We start from the raw sequence: 21216 nt of genomic DNA, 5'->3' as shown, positions 1-21216 counted from the left end.
CGGGCGGGAAGCGTCAGACCAGCCAGTCCATGGCCGGCGTGTGCTCGGGGATGGCGAAGGCCGGATCGTAGTACGGGCCGACGAAGTACAGCCCGTCCGGCGGGAAGGTCGGCGCGGCGGCGTCGCGGCTGCGTGCGGCCAGCACCTCGGCCATCCACTCCGGCCGCTGGCGGCCGCTGCCGACGGCGACCAGGCAGCCGACGATGTTGCGCACCATGTGGTGCAGGAAGGCGCTGGCGTCGAACTCGATGCGCCAGTAGGCGCCGCGGCGCTCGACGCCGATCGAGCGCATCGTCTTCACCGGCGTCAGCGCCTGGCAGCCGGCGGCGCGGAAGGAGCTGAAGTCGTGCTCGCCGATCAGGTGCGTCGCGGCGGCACGCATCGCGTCGCCGTCCAGCGGCCGGAAGACCCAGCCGCAGGCGCCGGCCTCGATCGCCGGGCGCACCGGCGCTTCGAGGATGACGAAGCGGTAGCGCCGCCCGTGGGCGCTGTTGCGGGCGTGGAAACGGGCGTCGACAAGCCGGCACCACTGCACCGCGACGTCGTCGGGCAGATAGCGGTTGGTCCCGCGCACCCAGGAGAACTCGTCGCGATCGACCGGCGCGTCGAAGTGCACGACCTGGTTGAAGGCGTGCACGCCGGCGTCGGTGCGGCCGGCGCACAGCGTCGAGACGGGCGTGGCGGCGAACTGGCCCAGCGCGCGTTCGAGCACGTCCTGCACGGTGCGGCCGTCGGGCTGCGACTGCCAGCCGTGATAACGCGCGCCGCGGTAGGCGACGCCCAGCGCGATGCGGCCGCCCGGCGCGACGGCCGGGCCGCCGGTGTCGTGTTCAGCCAAGCGAGGACAGCATGGCCTGGGCCTTGGCCTTCAGAGCGCCGTCGGCCTTGGCGATGACTTCGTCGAGCAGATCGCGCGCGCCTTCGAGGTCGCCGATCTGGCGGAACTCCTCGGCCAGCTCCAGCTTGCGCGCCAGCGGGTCGCCGTCGCCGATCGGCGGCAGCGAATCCGGGCCCAGGCCGAAGTCGCTGAAGTCCAGCGCCGGTTCGCCGGCGTCCAGCGCGGCCGCTTGCGACGGCGCCGCTGCCGGGGCCGGCGGTGCCAGGTCGCCGAGGTCGAAGTCCAGCGCGTCCATCGGTGCCGGCGGCGTGGCGTCGGCGCGTTCGCCGAAGGACATCTCGGGCGTCGGGATCGGCTCGTCCAGCGGCGCCGGGCCGGTGTCGACCAGCGGCAGCTCGAAGTCCAGCGGCGTGTTGTCGGAGACCGGGCCTTCGTCGCGCGGGATCGGCTTGGTCGCCTCCATCGCCAGCGGCGACGGTGCGGACGGCGCGTCGAGGTCCAGATCCAGGTCGAGCGACGCCGGCGCGGGCGCCGGCTCGGGGGGCAGCGAAGACTCCTCGGGCGCGAACGGTGCCGGCTTGGCGGCGTGCGGCAGCGTCGTCGCGGCCAGCGGTTCGATGACCTTGCCTCCCGGGCCGACTTCCAGCGTCGGCGCCCCGCCCGGCTGGTACAGCGGGTTCTCGGGGTCGATCTGGCGGCCCAGTTCCTGGGCCTTCTCCCAGTCCTCGCCGCTGCCCTGGGTCATCGTGTAGACCTGGGTGGCGAGCAGCTCGAAGCCCTTGATGTCGCGGCGCTTGACGTAGACCTCGAGCAGCTTGACGCGGATCGCCATGCGCTCGGGGTTGGCGCGCATCGCCTCCTTGAGGATCTCCTCGGCCTGCAGGTCGCGGCCGTAGGCGAGGTAGACGTCGGCTTCGGCGACCGGGTCGACGTCGCCGATCGCGTCGAGCTGCGACAGCGAGTAGCTCATCGACGACGGCGCGCCCGAGGGCGCGGCCTCGCGCGTGTCGACACGCTGGCCGCCGCTGCCGCCGAAGAAGGAATCGGGCTGCAGCCGGCTTTCGAGGAACGAGGTCTCGCCACCGCCGCCTTGCGCGGCTTGGCGGCGGCGCCAGATCAGCAGGCCGCCGAGCAGCGCGACGAGCAGGCCGCCGGCCGGCAGCAGCATCGGGTTGTCGAGCATCGACTCGAGGAATCCCGGCTCCTCGTCGACCGGCATCGGCGGAGGCGGCATCTTGTTCAGCTTCTTGGCGGCTGCGGACGCAGCAGCCGACGCCGGCTCGGCCGCCGACGCGGCTTCGGGAGCGGAAGCGACCGGCGGCGCGGCAGCCACCGTCACCGCCGGCGCGGAAGCCGGCTCGGGTTTGGCGGCCGGCGCGGGGGCGGCTTGCGGCGGCGCGGAGGCCGCGCCCTGCAGCTTCTTCAGCTCGTCGACGTTGCGCGCCAGCTCGGCCAGGCGCTGGTCGGCGGCGCGGCGCTCGGCCTCCTTGGAGAGCTTGGCCTCGGGCGCGGACTTGACCGCGCCCTGAGAGAGCTTGAGCTTGTCGGGCGTCGGCGCCGCGGTCTGGCGACGGTCTTCGACGCTGGCCTGGACCTTGCCCTTGGCCTGGCGCGCCGGCTGTTCGGCAGCGGCCGTCGTGCTGCCGGCCAGACGCTGGCGATAGGCGGCGAAGTCGGCCGACTGGGCGAGGATGATGCCGCGCGCCTCGGCCGGCGTGGTCTTGTTCGCGCTCTCGGCCGAGGGCACGGTGAGCACCGCGCCCGACTTCAGCCGGTTCATGTTGTCGCCGACGAAGGCGTCCGGGTTGCCACGGAACAGCGCGACCAGCATCTGGTCGAGCGAGACGCCGGCGGCCTGGGTGCGCGAGGCGATGCCGAACAGCGTGTCGCCGCGGCGCACACGCACCTGCTCGGCGGTCTCGGCGGCACGCGGCGTTTCCGCGGGTTTGGCCGCCTTGGTCCTGGCCTTGCTGGGCGCCGGGCGCGTCGCCGGTTTCAGGGCCGGGGCCGGCGGGGTCACGGCGACCGGCGGCGGCGCGATGGCCGGCGCCGGGGTCTGAACCGGCGCGGCGGGCGCCGGTGGACGCACCGGCGACGGCGCGGGCGAGATCGACGGCGAGGCCACCGGCGCCGGCGGCGTCTGCGCCGCCCGCGACGACGGCGGGTCGAACAGCATCGTGTACTCGCGCACCAGGCGGCCGGTGGCCCAGTTGGCTTCGAGGATGATGTCGACGAAGGGTTCGACGATGCTGCGGTCGCTGCTCAGGCGCAGCACCTGGCGGCCGTCGGGCCGGCGCTGCAGCGAGACCTGGGCGTCACCGAGCACGGCGTTGTATTCGACGCCGGCGGCGCGGAAGGCGTCGGGCGGCGCGATGCGCAGCTTCAGCGTGCCGGCTTCTTCCGGGGTCAGGCTGGTGACGTCGATCTCGGCGCGCAGCGGCTCGCCCAGGGCCGATTGCACGTTGAGCCGGCCCAGACCGAGCGCCCAGGCGGGCGTGCCCCAGAGGCAGGCGGCGGCCAGCGCCACCCCGGTCAGCGCGAAACGCGCCGCGTTCGTCGAACGGTGATTCAAGGCGTCTCCCACAACACGTCCCGGACGGCGCACCCGCGCGGGCCGCCTCGATTTTCGTCGCCGGGAAAACGCGGATTATGGCCGGCACCTGCGACGGAAATCACAACGATGTCAAGCATATAGGCAGACAAGCTCACCCAAAGCCTGACATTCGGGAGCGAAGTGCGGCCAATTCCGCGGCTCGCACGCCTTGTTGCCGGCCGGCAACGAGCCGGCCGGCGCGGCGCGTCACTGCTCCAGCAGGATGCGCAGCATGCGGCGCAGCGGCTCGGCCGCGCCCCAGAGCAGTTGGTCGCCGATCGTGAAGGCGCCGATGTACTCGGGGCCCATCGCCAGGCTGCGGATGCGGCCGACCGGAATGGTCATCGTGCCGGTGACGGCCACCGGGGTCAGGTCGCGCAGCGTCGCTTCGCGGGTGTTGGGCACGACCTTCACCCACTCGTTGTCGGCGGCGATCATCGCCTCGATGTCGGCGACCGGCACTTCGCGCTTCAACTTGAAGGTCAGGGCCTGCGAGTGGCAGCGCATCGCGCCGACTCGCACGCAGAAGCCGTCGACCGGCACCGCCGGCGAACCGAAACCTTCGCCCTGGCCGAGGATCTTGTTCGTCTCGGCCATGCCCTTCCACTCTTCCTTGGACTGGCCGTTGCCGAGATCCTTATCGATCCACGGGATCAGCGAGCCGCCCAGCGGCACGCCGAAGTTGGCCGTCTCCTCGGGCGTCAGCGCGCGCTGCTTGGCGATGACCTTGCGGTCGATCTCCAGGATCGCGCTCTTCGGGTCGTCGAGCAGGCTGCGGACCTCGGCGTTGAGCGTGCCGTACTGCGTCAGCAGCTCGCGCATGTGCTGCGCGCCGCCGCCCGAGGCCGCCTGGTAGGTCTGGGTGCTCATCCACTCGACGAGCCCGGCCTTGTACAGCGCGCCGACGCCCATCAGCATGCAGCTGACGGTGCAGTTGCCGCCGATCCAGTTGCGCCCGCCGTTGGCGAGTGCGTTCTGGATCACCGGCAGGTTGACCGGGTCGAGCACGATGACCGCGTCGGGGTTCATGCGCAGCGTCGACGCCGCGTCGATCCAGTGGCCGTTCCAGCCCGCCGCACGCAGCTTGGGGAAGACCTCGGTCGTGTAATCGCCGCCCTGGCAGGTCAGCACGATGTCGCAGCGCTTGAGCGCGGCGATGTCGTACGCGTCCTGCAGCTGCGTCTCGTTCTTCACGAGCTCGGCCGGGGCCGCGCCGCCGACGTTGCTGGTGCTGAAGAACACCGGTTCGATGAGCGCGAAGTCGTTCTCGGCGCGCATGCGATCCATCAGCACGGAACCGACCATCCCGCGCCAGCCGACCAATCCTACGAGTGCCATCATTTCACCTTTCGACGTGTCCCGGACCCCTTGCCGCTCCCCCCGGCTCGCTTCGCCGGGGTCCTGGAGTGGGGGCGAGACGATCCGAGAGCTTCAGCTCTTGGTAATCGTTTTGCCGGTGATCGCCGCGACGACGGCGTCGCCCATCCGGGCGGTGCCGACGCGCTGCGTGCCTTCGGACCAGATGTCGGCCGTGCGCAGACCTGCGGCCAGCACCGCACGCACCGCGGATTCGATCCGGTCGGCGGCTTCGGGCTGGGAGAGGGTGTAGCGGAGCATCATGGCGGCGGACAGGATTGTAGCCAGCGGGTTGGCGATGCCCTGCCCCGCGATGTCCGGCGCGCTGCCGTGGCTGGGCTCGTACAGGCCCTTGTTGTTCTTGTCGAGCGACGCGCTGGGCAGCATGCCGATCGAGCCGGTGAGCATCGCCGCCTCGTCGGACAGGATGTCGCCGAACATGTTGCCGGTGACGACGACGTCGAACTTCTTCGGCGCCTTGACGAGCTGCATCGCGGCGTTGTCGACGTACATGTGGTCGAGCTCGACGTCCGGGTACTGGGCGTGCACCTCGGTGACGACGTCCTTCCAGAACTGGAAGGTCTCCAGCACGTTGGCCTTGTCGACGCTGGTCACCTTGCCACGGCGCTTGCGCGCCGCCTGGAACGCCAGGTGGGCGATGCGCTCGATCTCCGGGCGGCTGTAGCGCATCGTGTCGAAGGCTTCTTCCGCACCCGGGAAGTGGCCGTCGACGGCGATGCGGCGGCCACGCGGCTGGCCGAAGTAGATGTCGCCGGTCAGCTCGCGGATGATCAGGATGTCCAGGCCCGCCACGAGTTCGGGCTTCAGACTCGAGGCGTGCGTCAGCTGCTCGTAGCACAGCGCCGGGCGCAGGTTGGCGAACAGGCCCAGGTGCTTGCGCAGGCCGAGGATCGCCTGCTCGGGGCGCAGCGAACGCTCCAGCGTGTCGTACTTCCAGTCGCCGACGGCGCCGAACAGCACCGCGTCGGCGGCCTTGGCCAGCGCCAGCGTCGATTCCGGCAGCGGGTGGCCGTGCGCGGCGTAGGCGGCGCCGCCGACGAGCGCGGTCTCGGTCTCGAACGGCAGGTCCAGCACGTTCAGCACCTTGACGGCTTCGGCGACGATCTCGGTGCCGATGCCGTCACCCGGGAGGATGGCGATCTTCATGGTCTTCCTTGGCGATAAACGGGGCTCAGCCGACGAGGCGCTGGTCGAGCCAGGGCATCCTGGCGAGGCGCTCGGCTTCGAAGGCGCGGATCTTGTCGGCGTGGCGCAGCGTCAGGCCGATGTCGTCGAAGCCGTTGACGAGGCAGTACTTGCGGAAGGGCTGCACGTCGAAAGGCAGCTCGCTGCCGTCGGGCTTGACGATCACCTGACGCGGCAGGTCCACCGTCAGCGTATAGCCCGGGAAGGCCGCGACCTCGTCGAACAGGCGCGCGACCTGCGACTCGGGCAGGACGATCGGCAGCACGCCGTTCTTGAAGCAGTTGTTGAAGAAGATGTCGGCGAAGCTCGGCGCGAGGATCGCGCGGAAGCCGTACTGCTGCAGCGCCCAGGGCGCGTGCTCGCGGCTGGAGCCGCAGCCGAAGTTCTCGCGCGCCAGCAGCACCGAGGCGCCGGCGTAGCGCGGCTGGTTGAGCACGAAGTCCGGGTTCGGCTTGCGCGCGGCCGGGTCCTGGCCGGGCTCGCCGCGGTCCAGGTAGCGCCACTCGTCGAACAGGTTGGGGCCGAAGCCGGTGCGCGCGATCGACTTCAGGAACTGCTTGGGCATGATCGCGTCGGTGTCGACGTTGGCGCGGTCCATCGGGGCGACGAGCCCCTTGTGCACGGTGAAGGCTTGCATGGCGGTCACTTCTTGGCTGCGCCTTCGATGGCCTGGCCGGCCTTCTGGATGTCCTGGCCGACGCCCTTGACGGTGTTGCAGCCGGCCAGCGCGACGACGGCGAGGCAGGCCAGCAGTGCGGCGAACGAACGCTTCATGACGTTTCTCCTCGGGAGATCAGGCGACGCGGCGCACGTCGACGAAATGGCCCGCCAGCGCGGCCGCGGCGGCCATCGCCGGGCTCACGAGGTGGGTGCGGCCGCCGGCGCCCTGGCGGCCTTCGAAGTTGCGGTTGCTGGTCGAGGCGCAGCGCTCGCCCGGCTCGATGCGGTCGGCGTTCATCGCCAGGCACATGCTGCAGCCCGGCTCGCGCCATTCGAAGCCGGCGCCGCGGAAGACCTCGTGCAGGCCTTCGGCCTCGGCCTGGGCCTTGACACGGCCCGAGCCCGGCACGACCAGCGCCTGCTTGACGTTGGCCGCGACCCGGCCGCCGACGCGGCGCACGACCTCGGCGGCGGCACGCAGGTCCTCGATGCGGCTGTTGGTGCACGAGCCGATGAACACCCGGTCGACCGCGATGTCGGTCAGCGCCTTGTTCGGCTCCAGGCCCATGTAGACCAGGGCCCGTTCGATCGCCGCGCGCTTGCCGGCGTCCTTCTCCTTGTCCGGGTCGGGCACGCGGCCGTCCACTGGCAGCACCATCTCCGGGCTCGTGCCCCAGGTGACCTGCGGCAGGATCTGCGCCGCGTCGAGCTCGACGACGGCGTCGAAGTGCGCGCCCGGGTCGCTGTGCAGCGTGCGCCAGTGGGCGACGGCGTGGTCCCAGGCGACGCCCCCCACGAACCGGCCGGTTCGTGGGTCCGTTCCCGGTGCGAACGGCCGGCCCTTGACGTATTCGATCGTCGTGTCGTCGACGCCCACCAGCCCGGCGCGTGCGCCGGCCTCGATCGCCATGTTGCAGACCGTCATCCGGCCTTCCATGCTCAGCGCGCGGATCGCCGAGCCGCCGAACTCGATCGTGTAGCCGGTGCCGCCGGCGGTGCCGATGCGGCCGATGATCGCCAGCACGACGTCCTTGGCGGTGACACCGCGGCCCAGGCGGCCCTCGACCTTCACCAGCATGTTCCTGGCCTTCTTGGCCAGCAGCGTCTGCGTCGCCAGCACGTGCTCGACCTCGCTGGTGCCGATGCCGTGCGCCAGCGCGCCGAAGGCGCCGTGGGTGCTGGTGTGGCTGTCGCCGCAGACCACCGTCATGCCCGGCAGCGTGGCGCCGTTCTCCGGGCCGATGACGTGCACGATGCCCTGGCGCTGGTCGAGGAACGGGAAGTAGGCGGCGGCGCCGAAGGCGCGGATGTTGGCGTCCAGCGTCGTGATCTGCTGCTTGGAGATCGGGTCGCGGATGCCGTCGTAGCCGTCGGCCCAGCCGGTGGTCGGCGTGTTGTGGTCGGCGGTGGCGACGATGGAACTCACGCGCCAGACCTTGCGGCCGGCCAGCCGCAGCCCTTCGAAAGCCTGCGGGCTGGTCACCTCGTGCACGAGGTGGCGGTCGATGTAGAGCACGGCAGTGCCGTCTTCCTCGGTGTGCACGACGTGCTCGTCCCAGAGCTTGTCGTAGAGCGTGCGGGCGGTCATCGGGTCTCCTCGGTCAGGATTCGGAGGTTCGCAGCGCCTGGACGAAACGCTGCACGACGGTGGGCAGGACCTCCTGCGTGCGCACCGCCAGACGGTATTCGCGTGCCGCCCAGGGTTCGTCGAGCGCGAGCACGCGCACCGCGAACACCTGCGCCAGGCGCTCGGCCACGGCCGCCGGCAGCACGGCGACGCCGAGCCCGGCTTCGACGAGCTGGGCGATGGCGTCGAAGCCGCGCACCTGCAGCCGCGCCTTCAGCGTGCGGCCGCGCGCCTCGGCCTCGGCGCGCATCGTCTCCTGCGCCGCGGCGCCGGCGTGCAGGCCGACGATGTCGTGGTCCAGCAAGGCCTCGAAACGCACGCGCGTCTCGCCGGCCAGCACGTGGTCCTGCGGCACCATCGCGGCCAGAGAGCCGTTGCGGTAGCGCCAGGTGGTCAGGCGGTTGTCCAGCTGCGGCGGCACGAAGATGCCGACGTCGGCACGGCCTTCGGCGACCGCGGCCTGGACCTCGGAGCTGGTCTGGTCTTCCAGGCTGATGCGGATCTGCGGATGGGCCTGCGAGAAGCCGGCCAGGTCCGGCGGCAGGCATTCGGCGATCGCGCCGGCGTTGGCGACGACGCGCAGATGGCCCTTGATGCCGCGCGCGAACTCGGCGACCTCGCTCTCCAGCGCGTGCAGCGAGGCGTGCAGGCCGCGGATGTGGCGCACCAGCGCGCGGCCGGCCTCGGTGGGCTCGACGCCGCGCGCACGGCGCTCGAACAGCGGCACGCCGAAGCGCGCTTCCAGATCCGACAGCCGGCGGCTGGCCGCGGCCAGGGCGAGATGCTCGCGCCGGGCACCGGCGGTGATGCTGCGGGTGTCGGCGATCGCCAGCACGAGGTTGAGGGTGACGAGGTCGAATCGCATGGGGCGGCGCGCAGTCTAACCCTTCGCCCCTGACAAAACCATGCCTATGCGACGAATCAAGCCTTCGCGCATGACGAAGGTGTTTCGGCAGTCTTCCGCCCCTCGGCGAGGCGTCAGGCGCCCGCCGACAGGCCGCAGCTCAGCGCGGCGGAGGCGGTGGTGGCGGCGCCGGCGGCTGCGGCCCGAACTTCAGGTTCAGGCCGGTGAACAGCGTCAGGTCGTTGCGCCGCACGCCGTCCGGCGGTTCGCTGTTGAACCGGTCGGCGAGCGTCACCGTCAGCCCCAGCGTGCTGTTGAACGCCACCGCCAGCGTGGTGCTGAAACGCACGATGGTCGTGCGGTCGCCCGAAACCGTCGGTGCGACGTCCAGGCGCTGGCGCAGCTCGACGGTGGGCGTCAGCCGGTGCACCGATTCCTCGCCCAGCGTCAGCGAGCTGCGCGTGAAGCGGCTGGCGCGGCGGCCGTCGATCGTCTGCTCGCGTGAGTAGCGGTCGACCGAGCGGCCGAGACCGGCGAAGACGCTGACGTTGGCGTCCGCCCGGTCGACGAGTTTCCAGCCCAGGCCGGCGTCGACGGTGTCGCGGCGGTCCAGCGCGATGACGCGGTCGCGTTCGACGGCGGCGCGGCCGTAGACGAAGCGCCGCGGCGTCAGGTTCAGGTCGTAGCGGCCGCTGGCGTTCCAGCGGTCGGCGGTGGTCGACACCTCGCCGCCGGGGGCCTCGCTGCGGCCGTAGTTCAGCGAGCCGCCGAGCGTGATGCGGTCTTCGGGCGTCGCGCGCACCGCGTCGACGTTCAGCGAGACGGCCACGCCGTCGGTGTTGCCCGAGGTGATGGTCGCCGCGGCGCCGCCCGAACCGCGCCAGAGGCCGTCGGTCACCGGCAGCTGCGGCGGCGGCACCAGCCACTGGGCCTGCACGGCCGAAGCGGCGAACAGCCAGGACGGCAGCGCCGCGCGCAGCGCGCGGCGGCATGGCGATGGGGAGCGGCGCAGGTTCACGCCGCCGATGCTCGCGGCTTCGTGCCGCGAGGGAATTAAGCACTTGTGACCGGCGGCCGCCGGTCGACGGCTCAGGACAGCGCGGAGATCACCTCGGGCGGCGCCTGGACCAGCTCGATCAGCACGCCTTCGCCCGAATACGGGAACTCGTCGTTGGACTTCGGGTGCACGAAGCAGATGTCGTAACCCGCCGCGCCCTTGCGGATGCCGCCGGGCGCGAAACGCACGCCCTGCGCGCTCAGCCACTCGACGGCCTTGGGCAGGTCGTCGATCCACAGGCCGACGTGGTTCAGCGGCGTGGCGTGCACGGCCGGCTTCTTCTCCGGGTCCACCGGCTGCATCAGGTCGACTTCGACGGCGTGCGGGCCGCTGCCCAGCGCGCAGATGTCCTCGTCGACGTTCTCGCGTTCGCTGACGAACGTGCTCTTCACGGTCAGGCCGAACATGTCGACCCACAGCGACTTCAGCCGCTGCTTGTCGGGGCCGCCGATGGCGATCTGCTGGACACCCAGCACACGGAACGGACGGGTCATGCGGACACCTCCTTCTTCGTCGGGGACAGGTTCAGGCGCGACAGCAGCTTGCGGTCGTCCTCGGCGTCGGCATTGCCGGTGACGAGCAGCTGGTCGCAATAGAAGATCGAGTTGGCGCCAGCCAGGAAACACAGCGCCTGGATGCCGTCTCCGAGCTCGCGCCGCCCGGCCGACAGCCGCACGCGCGAACGCGGCATCACGATACGCGCCGCAGCGACGACGCGCACCAGTTCGAACGGATCGACCGGCGGCGCGTCGGCCAGCGGCGTGCCGGGCACGCGCACCAGGCTGTTGATCGGCACCGAGTCGGGCGCCGGGTCCAGCGCGGCGAGTTCGGCGATCAGCCCGGCGCGGTGGGCGCGCGTCTCGCCCATGCCGACGATGCCGCCGCAGCAGACCTTGAGCCCAGCCTCGCGCACGTGCCGCAGCGTCTGCAGCCGGTCTTCGTAGACGCGGGTGCCGATGACCTCGCCGTAGAACTCGGGCGCGGTGTCGAGGTTGTGGTTGTAGTAGTCGAGACCGGCCTCGCGCAGCGTGCGCGCCTGCTGCGGCTCGAGCATGCCCAGCGTCGCGCAGGTCTCCAGCCCCAGCGCGTGCACCTCGCGCACCAGGGCCGCGACCTTCTCGACGTCGCGGTCCTTGGGCGAGCGCCAGGCCGCGCCCATGCAGAAACGCGTCGCGCCGGCGGCCTTGGCGGCGCGCGCCTTGGCCAGCACCTCGTCGACGTCGAGCATCTTGGCCGCCGCGACGCCGGTGTCGTGGCGCGAGGACTGCGGGCAGTAGCCGCAGTCCTCGGGGCAGCCGCCGGTCTTGATCGACAGCAGCGAGGCCAGCTCGATGTCACCCTGCGGCCAATGCCGCGCGTGAACCTCGGCGGCGCGGCGCACGAGGTCCATGAACGGCAGGTCCAGCAGCGCGAGCACCTGCTCGCGCGTCCAGGCGGCGGAAGTCTTCGGGGTGGTCTCGTCGATCAGGGTCATGAACTCAGGCGAAGCGGATGATGGGCTGGTCGACCGCCAGGCTCTCGCCCTGATCGGCCAGCACCTCGGCGACGGTGCCGTCCTGCGCCGCCGTGAGGATGTTCTCCATTTTCATCGCTTCGATGACGGCCAGGCGTTCGCCGGCCACGACGGCCTGCCCCGGCTTGACCGCGACCTGCACCAGCAGGCCCGGCATCGGCGAGAGCAGGAACTTGCTCATGTCCGCGGGCGGCTTGAACGGCATCACGCGCAGCAGTTCGGCAGCGCGGGCGCGCATCACCATCGCGTCGATGCGGCGGCCGTTGTGCGCCACGCTGTACCAGACGCCGTTGCGTTCGGCCTGCGCGGTGAACGGGCGGCCGTTGCAGGTGCCGGTGGCGCGGATCGAGCCGAAGCGCCATTCCTTGACGATGCCGTAGCTGCGGCCGTTGACGCTGACCGTCGTCGTGTTGCCCGCGACCTCGATCTTCACCGGCACGTGCGTGTGCTCGCCGGCCTCGCCGCGCACGACGACGACGAAGTCGGTGCCGATGCGCAGGTTGTGGCCCGCGAGCTGGCCGCTGATGCTGGCCGCGCGGCCGAGGTAGCGGCGGTAGACGGTGGCCACCAGCGCGACGAGGAAGTCGGGGTCGTCGTGCGGCACGTCCTCGGCGCGGAAGCCCTTGCCGTAGTGCTCGGCGATGAAGCCGGTGTTGAACTGGCCGGCGACGAAGTCCGGGTGCGCCAGCAGCGCCGACTGGAACGGGATGTTGCTCGACACGCCGCGGATGACGAAGCCGTTGAGCGCCTCGCGCATGCGGGCGATGGCGTCGTCGCGGTCCAGCCCGTGCACGATGAGCTTGGCGATCATCGAGTCGTACTGCATCGGGATCTCGCCGCCTTCGTAGACGCCGGTGTCCACGCGCACGCCGCCGCCGGCAGGCACCGGCATCGCCGCTTCCATCGTCTGCGCGGGCGGCATGTAGCGCACCAGGCGGCCGGTGGACGGCAGGAAGTTGCGGAACGGGTCCTCGGCGTTGATGCGGCACTCCATCGCCCAGCCGCGGCGCGGGATGTCGGCCTGCTTGAACGGCAGCGGCTCGCCCGAGGCCACGCGCAGCATCTGCTCGACGAGGTCGATGCCGGTGATGCACTCGGTGACCGGGTGCTCCACCTGCAGCCGCGTGTTCATCTCCAGGAAATAGAAGCTCTGGTCCTTGCCGACGACGAACTCGACGGTGCCGGCCGACTGGTACTTCACCGCCTTGGCCAGCGCCACGGCCTGTTCGCCCATCGCACGGCGCGTGGCGTCGCTGATGAACGGCGACGGCGCTTCCTCGATGACCTTCTGGTGGCGGCGCTGGATCGAGCACTCGCGCTCGTGCAGGTAGACGACGTTGCCGTGGGCGTCGCCGAGCACCTGGATCTCGATGTGGCGCGGCTCCTCGACGAACTTCTCGATGAAGACGCGGTCGTCGCCGAAGCTGTTCTTGGCCTCGTTGCGGCAGGAGGCGAAGCCTTCGTGCGCCTCCTTGTCGTTGAAGGCCACGCGCAGGCCCTTGCCGCCGCCGCCGGCGCTGGCCTTGATCATCACCGGGTAGCCGATGTCGCGTGCGATCTGCACGGCCTGCTCGGGCGACTCGATGGCTTCGTTCCAGCCCGGGATCGTGCTGACGCCGGCCTCGTTGGCCAGCTTCTTGGAGGCGATCTTGTCGCCCATCGCCGCGATGCTGTAGTGCTTCGGGCCGATGAAGACGATGCCTTCCTCCTCGACGCGGCGGGCGAAGTCCTCGTTCTCGGACAGGAAGCCGTAGCCGGGGTGGATACCTTCGGCGCCGGTCTGCTTGGCCGCGGCGATGATCTTGTCGGCGACGAGGTAGCTCTCGCGGCTGGGCGCCGGGCCGATGTGCACGGCCTCGTCGGCCAGCTCGACGTGGCGCGCGTCGCGGTCGGCGTCTGAATAGACGGCCACCGTCGCGATGCCCAGCTTCTTCGCCGTCTTGATGACGCGGCAGGCGATCTCGCCGCGGTTGGCGATCAGGATCTTCTTGAACATGTCGGTTCTCTGCTCGTGATGCGGTGCTAGTAGGACGAGAGCCGCTCGTTCAGAGCGGGATGTTCCCGTGCTTGCGCCACGGGTTCTCGAGCTTCTTGTCCTTGAGCATCGCCAGCGAGCGGCAGATGCGCTTGCGCGTCTCGTGCGGCTGGATGACGTCGTCGATGTAGCCGCGTGCGCCGGCCACGAAGGGGTTGGCGAAGCGCTGCTTGTATTCGGCTTCGCGCGCGGCGAGCTTGGCCGGGTCGGCCTTGTCTTCGCGGAAGATGATCTCGACCGCGCCCTTGGCGCCCATCACCGCGATCTCGGCGTTGGGCCAGGCGAAGTTGACGTCGCCGCGCAGGTGCTTGGAGCTCATCACGTCGTAGGCGCCGCCGTAGGCCTTGCGCGTGATGACGGTGATCTTGGGCACCGTGCACTCGGCGTAGGCGTAGAGCAGCTTGGCGCCGTGCTTGATGATGCCGCCGTACTCCTGCGAGGTGCCGGGCATGAAGCCGGGCACGTCGACGAAGGTCACGACCGGGATGTTGAAGGCGTCGCAGAAGCGCACGAAGCGCGCCGCCTTGATGCTGCTCTTGATGTCCAGGCAGCCGGCCAGCACCATCGGGTTGTTGGCGACGATGCCGACGGCCTCGCCGTTCATGCGGCCGAAGCCGACGACGATGTTCTTGGCGTTGTCGGGCTGGATCTCGAAGAACTCGCGGTCGTCGACCACCTTCGTGATCAGCTCCTTCATGTCGTAGGGCTTGTTCGGGTTCTCCGGAACCAGCGTGTCCAGCGACGCGTCGATGCGCTCCGCCGGGTCGCCGCTCGGGCGCACCGGGGCACGCTCGCGGTTGTTCAGCGGGATGTAGTTGAAGAAGCGGCGCAGCATCAGGATCGCCTCGACGTCGTTGTCGAAGGCGAGGTCGGCGACGCCGCTCTTGGTCGTGTGGGTGAGCGCGCCGCCCAGCTCCTCGGCGGTCACTTCCTCGTGCGTCACGGTCTTCACGACGTCCGGGCCGGTGACGAACATGTACGAGCTGTCCTTCACCATGAAGATGAAGTCGGTCATCGCCGGCGAATAGACAGCGCCGCCGGCGCAGGGGCCCATGATCAGACTGATCTGCGGCACGACGCCCGAGGCCATCACGTTGCGCTGGAAGACCTCGGCATAACCGCCCAGCGAGGCCACGCCTTCCTGGATGCGCGCACCGCCCGAGTCGTTCAGGCCGATGACCGGGGCGCCGACCTTCATCGCCTGGTCCATGATCTTGCAGATCTTCTCGGCATGCGCTTCCGACAGCGCGCCGCCGAAGACGGTGAAGTCCTGGCTGAAGACGAACACCAGGCGGCCGTTGATCATGCCGTAGCCGGTGACGACACCGTCGCCGGGGATCGTCTTGCCGTCCATGCCGAACTCGCTGCAGCGGTGCTCGACGAACATGTCCCACTCTTCGAAGGTGCCCTCGTCGAGCAGCAGCTCGATGCGCTCGCGCGCGGTCAGCTTGCCTTTGGCGTGCTGCGAGTCGATGCGCCTTTGTCCGCCGCCCAGCCGCGCCGCGGCGCGCTTCTTCTCGAGTTGGTCGATGATGTCGTGCATGAGTCTGTCCCCTCGTTCAATCCATCAGGTCGAGCAGACGGCGCGCCGCGACCGAGGCGGCCAGCCGCCCGGAGAGCACGTCGTCGGTAATCGCCGGTAGTGCGTCGCGCACCGCCGGGTGTTGTTTGAAGCGCTGGCGCAGGCCGGCTTCGATGCGGTCCCACATCCAGGCCTCGTCCTGGGCGCGGCGGCGCGCCGCGAGGCGGCCGCTGTCGCGCTGGCGCTCGTTGAAGCCCGAGACCGCGGCCCAGAAGTCGTCGAGTCCGCTGCCCTTCAGCGCGCTCAACTGCAGCACCTGCGCCGGCACCGCCGTGTGCGGCCCCAGGAAACGCAGCGCGCTGGTGATCTGGGCGCGGGCGCGGGTCGCGGCGTGCGGGTCGAGGTCGGCCTTGTTGATGACCACCAGGTCGGCCAGCTCCATCACGCCCTTCTTGATCGCCTGCAGGTCGTCGCCGGCGTTGGGCAGCTGCAGCAGCACGAACATGTCGGTCATGTTGGCCACCGCGGTTTCGCTCTGGCCGACGCCGACGGTCTCGACGATGACGACGTCGTGGCCGGCGGCTTCGCAGACCAGCATCGATTCGCGCGTCTTCTCGGCGACGCCGCCCAGCGTGCCGCCAGCCGGGCTGGGGCGGATGAAGGCGCGCTCCTCGGTCGACAGCCGCTCCATGCGCGTCTTGTCGCCGAGGATGGAGCCGCCGGAGACGCTGGACGAGGGGTCGACGGCGAGCACCGCGACGCGGTGGCCGCGGCCGATCAGGTGCAGGCCCAGCGCCTCGATGAAGGTGCTCTTGCCCACGCCCGGCACGCCGCTGATGCCCAGGCGGAAGGCGCGCCCGGTGTGCGGCAGCAAGGCGTTGAGCAGCTCGTCGGCCCGCAGGCGGTGGTCCGCACGGGTCGACTCCAGCAGCGTGATGGTCTTGGCGAGCGCACGGCGCTGCAACGGCCCCGCGGGGCCGAGCAAGGACGCGAGCAGCGCCTGGTCGGGGTCAGGCATCGACTTCTCGAGAACGGGGAAGGGCTCAGCCCACCGCCTTCTTGATCTGCTCGAGCACGTCCTTGGCGCTGGCGGGGACCGGCGTGCCGGGGCCGTAGATGCCCTTGACGCCGGCCTCGAAGAGGAAGTCGTAGTCCTGCTGCGGGATCACGCCGCCGGCGAAGACGACGATGTCGTCGGCGCCCTGATCCTTCAGCGCCTTGATGATCGCCGGCACCAGCGTCTTGTGGCCGGCGGCCAGCGTGCTGACGCCGACCGCATGCACGTCGTTCTCGATCGCCTGGCGGGCGCATTCCTCGGGCGTCTGGAACAGCGCGCCGATGTCGACGTCGAAGCCCAGGTCGGCGAAGGCCGTGGCCACCACCTTGGCGCCGCGGTCGTGGCCGTCCTGGCCCAGCTTGGCGATCATCACGCGCGGGCGGCGGCCCTGCTGTTCGGCGAACTCGTCGATCTCGGCCTTGAGCTTGTCCCAGCCCTCGGCGCTGTCGTAGGCGGCTGCGTACACCCCGGTCACCTTCTGGATGTCGGCGCGGTGGCGCCCGAAGATCTTCTCCAGCGCGTCGCTGACCTCGCCGACGGTGGCACGCACGCGCATCGCGTCGATCGCCAGCCCGAGCAGGTTGCCTTCGCCGCTGTGCGCGGCGGCGGTCAGCGCCTCCAGCGCGGCCTGCACCTTGGCGCCGTCGCGCGCGGCGCGCACCTGCGCCAGGCGGGCGATCTGCGCGTCGCGCACCTTGACGTTGTCGACCTCGAGGATCTCGACCTTGTCCTGCTTGCTGTTGCGGTACTTGTTGACGCCGACGATGACGTCCTGGCCGGAGTCGATGCGCGCCTGCTTCTCGGCGGCGCTGGCCTCGATCTTCAGCTTGGCCCAGCCCGAGTCGACGGCGCGGGTCATGCCGCCCATGGCCTCGACTTCCTCGATGATCGCCCAGGCCTTGTCGGCCATGTCCTGGGTCAGCTTCTCCATCAGGTAGCTGCCGGCCCAGGGGTCGACGACCTTGGTGATGTGGGTCTCTTCCTGGATGATCAGCTGGGTGTTGCGGGCGATGCGCGAGCTGAACTCGGTGGGCAGCGCGATCGCCTCGTCGAAGCTGTTGGTGTGCAGGCTCTGCGTGCCGCCGAAGACCGCGGCCATCGCCTCGACCGTCGTGCGCACGATGTTGTTGTACGGGTCCTGCTCGGTGAGGCTCCAGCCCGAGGTCTGGCAGTGCGTGCGCAGCATCAGGCTCTTGGGCTTCTTGGCGTTGAAGCCCTTCATGATCCGGCACCACAAGAGGCGCGCGGCGCGCATCTTGGCGATCTCGAGATAGAAGTTCATCCCGATCGCCCAGAAGAAGCTCAGGCGGCCGGCGAACTCGTCGACGTCCAGGCCGCGCGCGATCGCGGTCTTCACGTACTCCTTGCCGTCGGCCAGCGTGAAGGCGAGTTCCAGCGCCTGGTTCGCGCCCGCCTCCTGCATGTGGTAGCCGGAGATCGAGATCGAGTTGAACTTCGGCATGTGGCGTGCCGTGTACTCGATGATGTCCGCGACGATCCGCATCGAAGGCTCGGGCGGATAGATGTACGTGTTGCGGACCATGAACTCCTTGAGGATGTCGTTCTGGATGGTCCCCGACAGCAGTTCCTGGGCGACACCCTGCTCCTCGGCCGCGACGACGTAGCCGGCGAGCACCGGCAGCACCGCGCCGTTCATCGTCATCGAGACGCTGACCTTGTCCAGCGGGATAGCGTCGAAGAGGATCTTCATGTCCTCGACCGAGTCGATCGCCACGCCGGCCTTGCCGACGTCGCCGGTGACCCGCGGATGGTCGCTGTCGTAGCCACGGTGCGTGGCCAGGTCGAAGGCCACCGACACGCCCTGGCCGCCGGCGGCCAGCGCCTTGCGGTAGAAGGCGTTCGATTCCTCGGCGGTGGAGAAGCCCGCGTACTGGCGGATGGTCCACGGGCGCACCGCGTACATCGTCGCCTGCGGGCCGCGGATGAATGGCTCGAAGCCCGGCAGCGTGTCGGCGTAGGGCAGCTCGGCGGTGTCGGCCGCGGTGTACAGCGGCTTGACGGTCAGGCCCTCGGGCGTCTGCCAGTTCAGCGCCTCGACGTCACCACCCGGCGCCGACTTGGCCGCGGCCTTTTGCCATTGTTCGAGGGACGACGGGGCGAACTCACCGCTCTTGAGCGGGTCGGGGCTGTTGCTCATCGAGAAGTCTCCTGCTGTGCAAGCCGCCGGGCCCGCTGTCATGAATAATTATAAATTCCTGCCCCCGACATCTTCCTGACACGGCGGTTAACGCCAGGGGGCCGGGCCCGCCCCTGCCGGCCCGGCCGCCCGGACGAGGGGTCAGCGCTGAAGCGCCGGCAGCTCTCGTGCGGCCTCGGCCACGACGCCGGCCACCGGCTCCGGGGTCTCGGGTGGCGGCGCGGTGCCCGCCATCGCCGCCAGCCGCGTGACGCTGTCGGCGGCCAGCACCTGGGCCAGGATCTCGCCGCCCTGCTCGCCCCCGGCCATCAGGCGCAGCAGGCCCGACAGCAGCGGCGAATGCGTGCGCAGCCCCTCGGGCACCGGCTGCAGGTGCTCGTGGCCGGCGTCGACGACGGCCAGCACCTCGTCGACCCAGAGCGCCACGGCCGGACGCTGCGGCGACGCGGCGGTGGCCAGCACCAGCAGCACGCCGTCCTGGGCCCGCGGCGCGTAGGACACGCCGAACAGCGAGCGGGCGCACAGCACCGGCACGACGACCGAGCCCGCGCCTTGCGGCACCTCCAGCAGGCCCAGCGCGTGCGGCAGCCCCAGGCGGGCGCGCACCAGGCCGTCGCGGGCCCGCGCTTCCAGCACCGACGCGGTCGGCAGCCCGAAACGCCCGGCGCCGACGTGGAACAGCGCCCAGCCGGCGACCGCCTCGCGGCGCGCCGGCGGCAAGGCATGCACCGGGATGTCGTGCTGGTTGCGGCCGCGGCGCTCGCGTTCGCCCAGGCGCAGCGCGACCAGCGCGCGCACGCGGTTGTCGTAGCCGTCCTCGCGCTTGAACTCGCGGTAGCCCTCGGCGCGCACCGCGGCGACGCTCCAGGTCGCGTCGCGGAACTCGGCCAGCCCCGGCGTCAGCGCCTTGGGCAGCACGCTGCCCGGCGGCAGCTCCGGGTCGGTGCAGGCGAGCACGCGGCCGTCGGCGTCGGCGAAGGTGGCGAAGCCGGCGCGCTCGCCGAGCACGTCGCCCAGCATCTTGTGCAGCTCGGCCGGCGCGTCGAAGACCGCGGCGATGCCGCCGACGACACGCCGCTGGGCGTCGCGCACCCCGGCGGCGTAGACATAGGTCGGCTGGCCGTCGGACAGCGGCGAAGCCTCGAAGGCCGAGACCGCGTAGCGCTGCGAGTCGGCCAGGCCGCGCACCGCGTCGAGCAGCGCGCTGCCGATCTCCTGGCCGACCAGCGTCGTGCCGTCGGCGTCGCGCGAGACGGCGCGGATGCGCCCGTCGGCGCCGAACACCAGCAGCCGCGTGTAGACCGTGTACAGGCCGTTGACGTGGCGCAGCACCGCGGCCAGTTCGGCGTCGGCGGCGGCGGCCGGCGGCGCCGCGAGGCCGCGCTCGAGCACCGGCGACAGCGCCCACCAGCGGCAGTCGTTGGCACGTTCGTAGAGGCTGCGGTCCATGATGTCGGCGGCCAGCCGCGCCAGGTCGTGCGCGGCATGGCGCTGGCGCGCCAGCGCGCTGCGCTGCAAGGCACCGATCGCCTCGTCGACGCGGTCGCGCGTGCGCCGGCCGGCCTCCTGCACCTGCGCCAGCAGCGCCTTCAGCCGCGCGCTGGCCTGCTGCTGCGCGCCGGCGAACAAACGGCCGTTCCAGACGACGCGGCGCAGGTCGCCGTTGATCGCGTCGAGTTCGCTGCGCAGGCGCGCCAGTTCCACCGTGTCCGGCGCCAGCGCGGCGTCGGCATCGGCGGCATCGCGGCCGCTGAACGCGGTCAGCAGCGAGACCATCGCATGCGCCCGCCAGCCCGGCCCCGGATAGCCCTGGAAGCCCGCACCCGGGCGCGTGACCGCAAGGTACTCACGGCCGCCGAAAGCCACGAGGCCGACCTCGCCGCCCGGCGCCGTCTGCAGGCGCGCGCCGACCGGCACGTGCGACTCGTCGGCGCTGGCGATGACGCGGTCTTCGGCGTCCAGCAGCACCAGCGCGACGTGGCGCCCGGACTGCTCGACGCTGGAGAAGATGCGCTGCATCTCGTCGGCGAGGCGAAAGCGCAGCACCAGCAGGCCGGCGCAGCGGCCGCCGTCGGCGTCGATGCGCTGCGCGTACAGCAGCGCCGGCGCCCCGCCACGCGCCAGCGGCGTCGGGCCGAAGCGCTCGACGAAGCCGCGGCGCGCGATCGTGTCGGCGAGCAGTGGGTCGCCAGCCAAGCTCGCCGGGCCGCCCTCCTCCAGACGGGCGAGCACGCGGCCATCGGGCGCCAGCAGCACGATGTCGTCGTAGACGCTGTACTTGGCGCGGTATTCGGCGAGCCGGCGCAGCAGCGGCGCGGCGTCGGCATCACCGCGCGCGGCAGCGTCGCAGAAGGCGCGCAGCACAGGGTCGGTAGCGAGGAAGCCGACGTCGGCGGTGCGCTCGAAGAGGTTGCGCACGAGGATGTCGATCGTGCACTGCGCCGAGGACGCGAGTTCCTCGCCGAGCTCGGCCAGGCTGTCGCTGCCGAGCTGGCGCACGAGCTGCGCCTGCAAGGCGCCGAAGCGCTCGCGGGTGCGCGTCAGCATCGGCAGGATGTCTTCCGCTTCTTCCGGACAGGCGATCGCCGAAGTGGCTTCGATCATCTGCCAGAGCAGTCCGAGGTCGCGGAGGTCGCGCTCTGCATGGAGCACGTGCCGCATGTGGGGAACGAGATCGTCGACGAGACTCATGGAGCGCGGCCTGCACCAGAACCTGTGAATGAGGATGGCGCAGGCTATGGCGACTCGCC

General features: G+C 70.8%; 16 protein-coding genes. All 16 read right to left on the bottom strand.

The features are described from left to right. Positions 1–13: 13 nt before the first annotated feature. The 16 genes from truA to RGE_RS06045 all read right to left on the bottom strand — a co-directional run bounded on the left by truA (position 14) and on the right by RGE_RS06045 (position 21070). Entirely contained in the window at positions 14–838 is an 825-nt protein-coding gene (gene truA, locus RGE_RS06120; RefSeq protein ID WP_014427463.1) for a tRNA pseudouridine(38-40) synthase TruA, read from the bottom strand. Then, entirely contained in the window at positions 831–3410 is a 2580-nt protein-coding gene (locus RGE_RS06115) for a FimV/HubP family polar landmark protein (protein WP_081528211.1), read from the bottom strand. Before RGE_RS06115 ends, truA begins: the two co-directional genes overlap by 8 nt. A 228-nt stretch (positions 3411–3638) precedes the next feature. After that, positions 3639–4772 (bottom strand): aspartate-semialdehyde dehydrogenase, encoded by a 1134-nt coding sequence (gene asd, locus RGE_RS06110; protein ID WP_014427461.1) that lies wholly within the window; start codon positions 4770–4772, stop codon positions 3639–3641. A gap of 90 nt (positions 4773–4862) precedes the next feature. Next, positions 4863–5954 carry a 3-isopropylmalate dehydrogenase gene (leuB, locus tag RGE_RS06105; protein ID WP_014427460.1) on the bottom strand — a complete coding sequence of 364 codons (1092 nt, stop codon included), beginning with the start codon at positions 5952–5954 and terminating at the stop codon, positions 4863–4865. A 25-nt stretch (positions 5955–5979) separates the two neighbouring features. After that, positions 5980–6630 (bottom strand): 3-isopropylmalate dehydratase small subunit, encoded by a 651-nt coding sequence (leuD, locus tag RGE_RS06100; RefSeq protein WP_014427459.1) that lies wholly within the window; start codon positions 6628–6630, stop codon positions 5980–5982. A 5-nt stretch (positions 6631–6635) separates the two neighbouring features. After that, positions 6636–6767, bottom strand: a complete 132-nt coding sequence (locus RGE_RS06095; RefSeq protein WP_009855913.1) for an entericidin A/B family lipoprotein — start codon at positions 6765–6767, stop codon at positions 6636–6638. A 19-nt stretch (positions 6768–6786) separates the two neighbouring features. Then, positions 6787–8241 (bottom strand): 3-isopropylmalate dehydratase large subunit, encoded by a 1455-nt coding sequence (leuC, locus tag RGE_RS06090; RefSeq protein ID WP_014427458.1) that lies wholly within the window; start codon positions 8239–8241, stop codon positions 6787–6789. A 13-nt stretch (positions 8242–8254) separates the two neighbouring features. Then, complete coding sequence (locus RGE_RS06085) at positions 8255–9145, bottom strand: LysR family transcriptional regulator (RefSeq protein WP_014427457.1); 891 nt, start codon at positions 9143–9145, stop codon at positions 8255–8257. Positions 9146–9284: 139 nt separating this feature from the next. Continuing rightward, positions 9285–10142 (bottom strand): DUF481 domain-containing protein, encoded by an 858-nt coding sequence (locus RGE_RS06080; protein ID WP_014427456.1) that lies wholly within the window; start codon positions 10140–10142, stop codon positions 9285–9287. 71 nt (positions 10143–10213) lie between these two features. Continuing rightward, complete coding sequence (locus RGE_RS06075) at positions 10214–10675, bottom strand: VOC family protein (protein ID WP_014427455.1); 462 nt, start codon at positions 10673–10675, stop codon at positions 10214–10216. Then, the gene (gene bioB, locus RGE_RS06070; RefSeq protein WP_014427454.1) at positions 10672–11655 is read right to left on the bottom strand and encodes a biotin synthase BioB; all 984 of its coding nucleotides are present in this window, start codon (positions 11653–11655) and stop codon (positions 10672–10674) included. The genes RGE_RS06075 and bioB overlap by 4 nt, the downstream gene beginning before the upstream one ends. 4 nt (positions 11656–11659) lie before the next feature. Then, positions 11660–13690, bottom strand: a complete 2031-nt coding sequence (gene accC, locus RGE_RS06065) for an acetyl-CoA carboxylase biotin carboxylase subunit (RefSeq protein ID WP_014427453.1) — start codon at positions 13688–13690, stop codon at positions 11660–11662. A 49-nt stretch (positions 13691–13739) separates the two neighbouring features. Beyond that, a complete protein-coding gene (locus tag RGE_RS06060) occupies positions 13740–15272 on the bottom strand; it encodes an acyl-CoA carboxylase subunit beta (RefSeq protein ID WP_014427452.1) in 1533 nt (510 codons plus the stop codon). A gap of 16 nt (positions 15273–15288) precedes the next feature. Continuing rightward, on the bottom strand, positions 15289–16269 hold the full coding sequence (gene meaB / locus RGE_RS06055) for a methylmalonyl Co-A mutase-associated GTPase MeaB (protein ID WP_014427451.1): 981 nt from the start codon (positions 16267–16269) through the stop codon (positions 15289–15291). A 25-nt stretch (positions 16270–16294) separates the two neighbouring features. Continuing rightward, the gene (gene scpA / locus RGE_RS06050; RefSeq protein WP_014427450.1) at positions 16295–18466 is read right to left on the bottom strand and encodes a methylmalonyl-CoA mutase; all 2172 of its coding nucleotides are present in this window, start codon (positions 18464–18466) and stop codon (positions 16295–16297) included. Positions 18467–18607: 141 nt separating this feature from the next. Then, positions 18608–21070, bottom strand: coding sequence for a chemotaxis protein CheW (locus RGE_RS06045; RefSeq protein WP_014427449.1), 2463 nt, complete (start codon positions 21068–21070; stop codon positions 18608–18610). Between the last annotated feature and the right edge of the window lie 146 nt (positions 21071–21216).

Source organism: Rubrivivax gelatinosus IL144, from assembly GCF_000284255.1.
Lineage (GTDB): Bacteria > Pseudomonadota > Gammaproteobacteria > Burkholderiales > Burkholderiaceae_C > Rubrivivax > Rubrivivax gelatinosus_A.
The sequence above is the reverse complement of the archived record's forward strand: the minus strand, read 5'-3'. Positions and strand labels throughout refer to the sequence as shown.

Coding starts and splice junctions, on each gene's coding strand:
- bioB (WP_014427454.1), bottom strand. CDS start 11,655: ATGACCCTGATCGACGAGACCACCCCGAAGACTTCCGCCGCCTGGACG.
- meaB (WP_014427451.1), bottom strand. CDS start 16,269: ATGCCTGACCCCGACCAGGCGCTGCTCGCGTCCTTGCTCGGCCCCGCG.
- RGE_RS06095 (WP_009855913.1), bottom strand. CDS start 6,767: ATGAAGCGTTCGTTCGCCGCACTGCTGGCCTGCCTCGCCGTCGTCGCG.
- scpA (WP_014427450.1), bottom strand. CDS start 18,466: ATGAGCAACAGCCCCGACCCGCTCAAGAGCGGTGAGTTCGCCCCGTCG.
- RGE_RS06085 (WP_014427457.1), bottom strand. CDS start 9,145: ATGCGATTCGACCTCGTCACCCTCAACCTCGTGCTGGCGATCGCCGAC.
- leuB (WP_014427460.1), bottom strand. CDS start 5,954: ATGAAGATCGCCATCCTCCCGGGTGACGGCATCGGCACCGAGATCGTC.
- RGE_RS06060 (WP_014427452.1), bottom strand. CDS start 15,272: ATGCACGACATCATCGACCAACTCGAGAAGAAGCGCGCCGCGGCGCGG.
- leuC (WP_014427458.1), bottom strand. CDS start 8,241: ATGACCGCCCGCACGCTCTACGACAAGCTCTGGGACGAGCACGTCGTG.
- accC (WP_014427453.1), bottom strand. CDS start 13,690: ATGTTCAAGAAGATCCTGATCGCCAACCGCGGCGAGATCGCCTGCCGC.
- RGE_RS06075 (WP_014427455.1), bottom strand. CDS start 10,675: ATGACCCGTCCGTTCCGTGTGCTGGGTGTCCAGCAGATCGCCATCGGC.
- asd (WP_014427461.1), bottom strand. CDS start 4,772: ATGATGGCACTCGTAGGATTGGTCGGCTGGCGCGGGATGGTCGGTTCC.
- RGE_RS06045 (WP_014427449.1), bottom strand. CDS start 21,070: ATGATCGAAGCCACTTCGGCGATCGCCTGTCCGGAAGAAGCGGAAGAC.
- leuD (WP_014427459.1), bottom strand. CDS start 6,630: ATGCAAGCCTTCACCGTGCACAAGGGGCTCGTCGCCCCGATGGACCGC.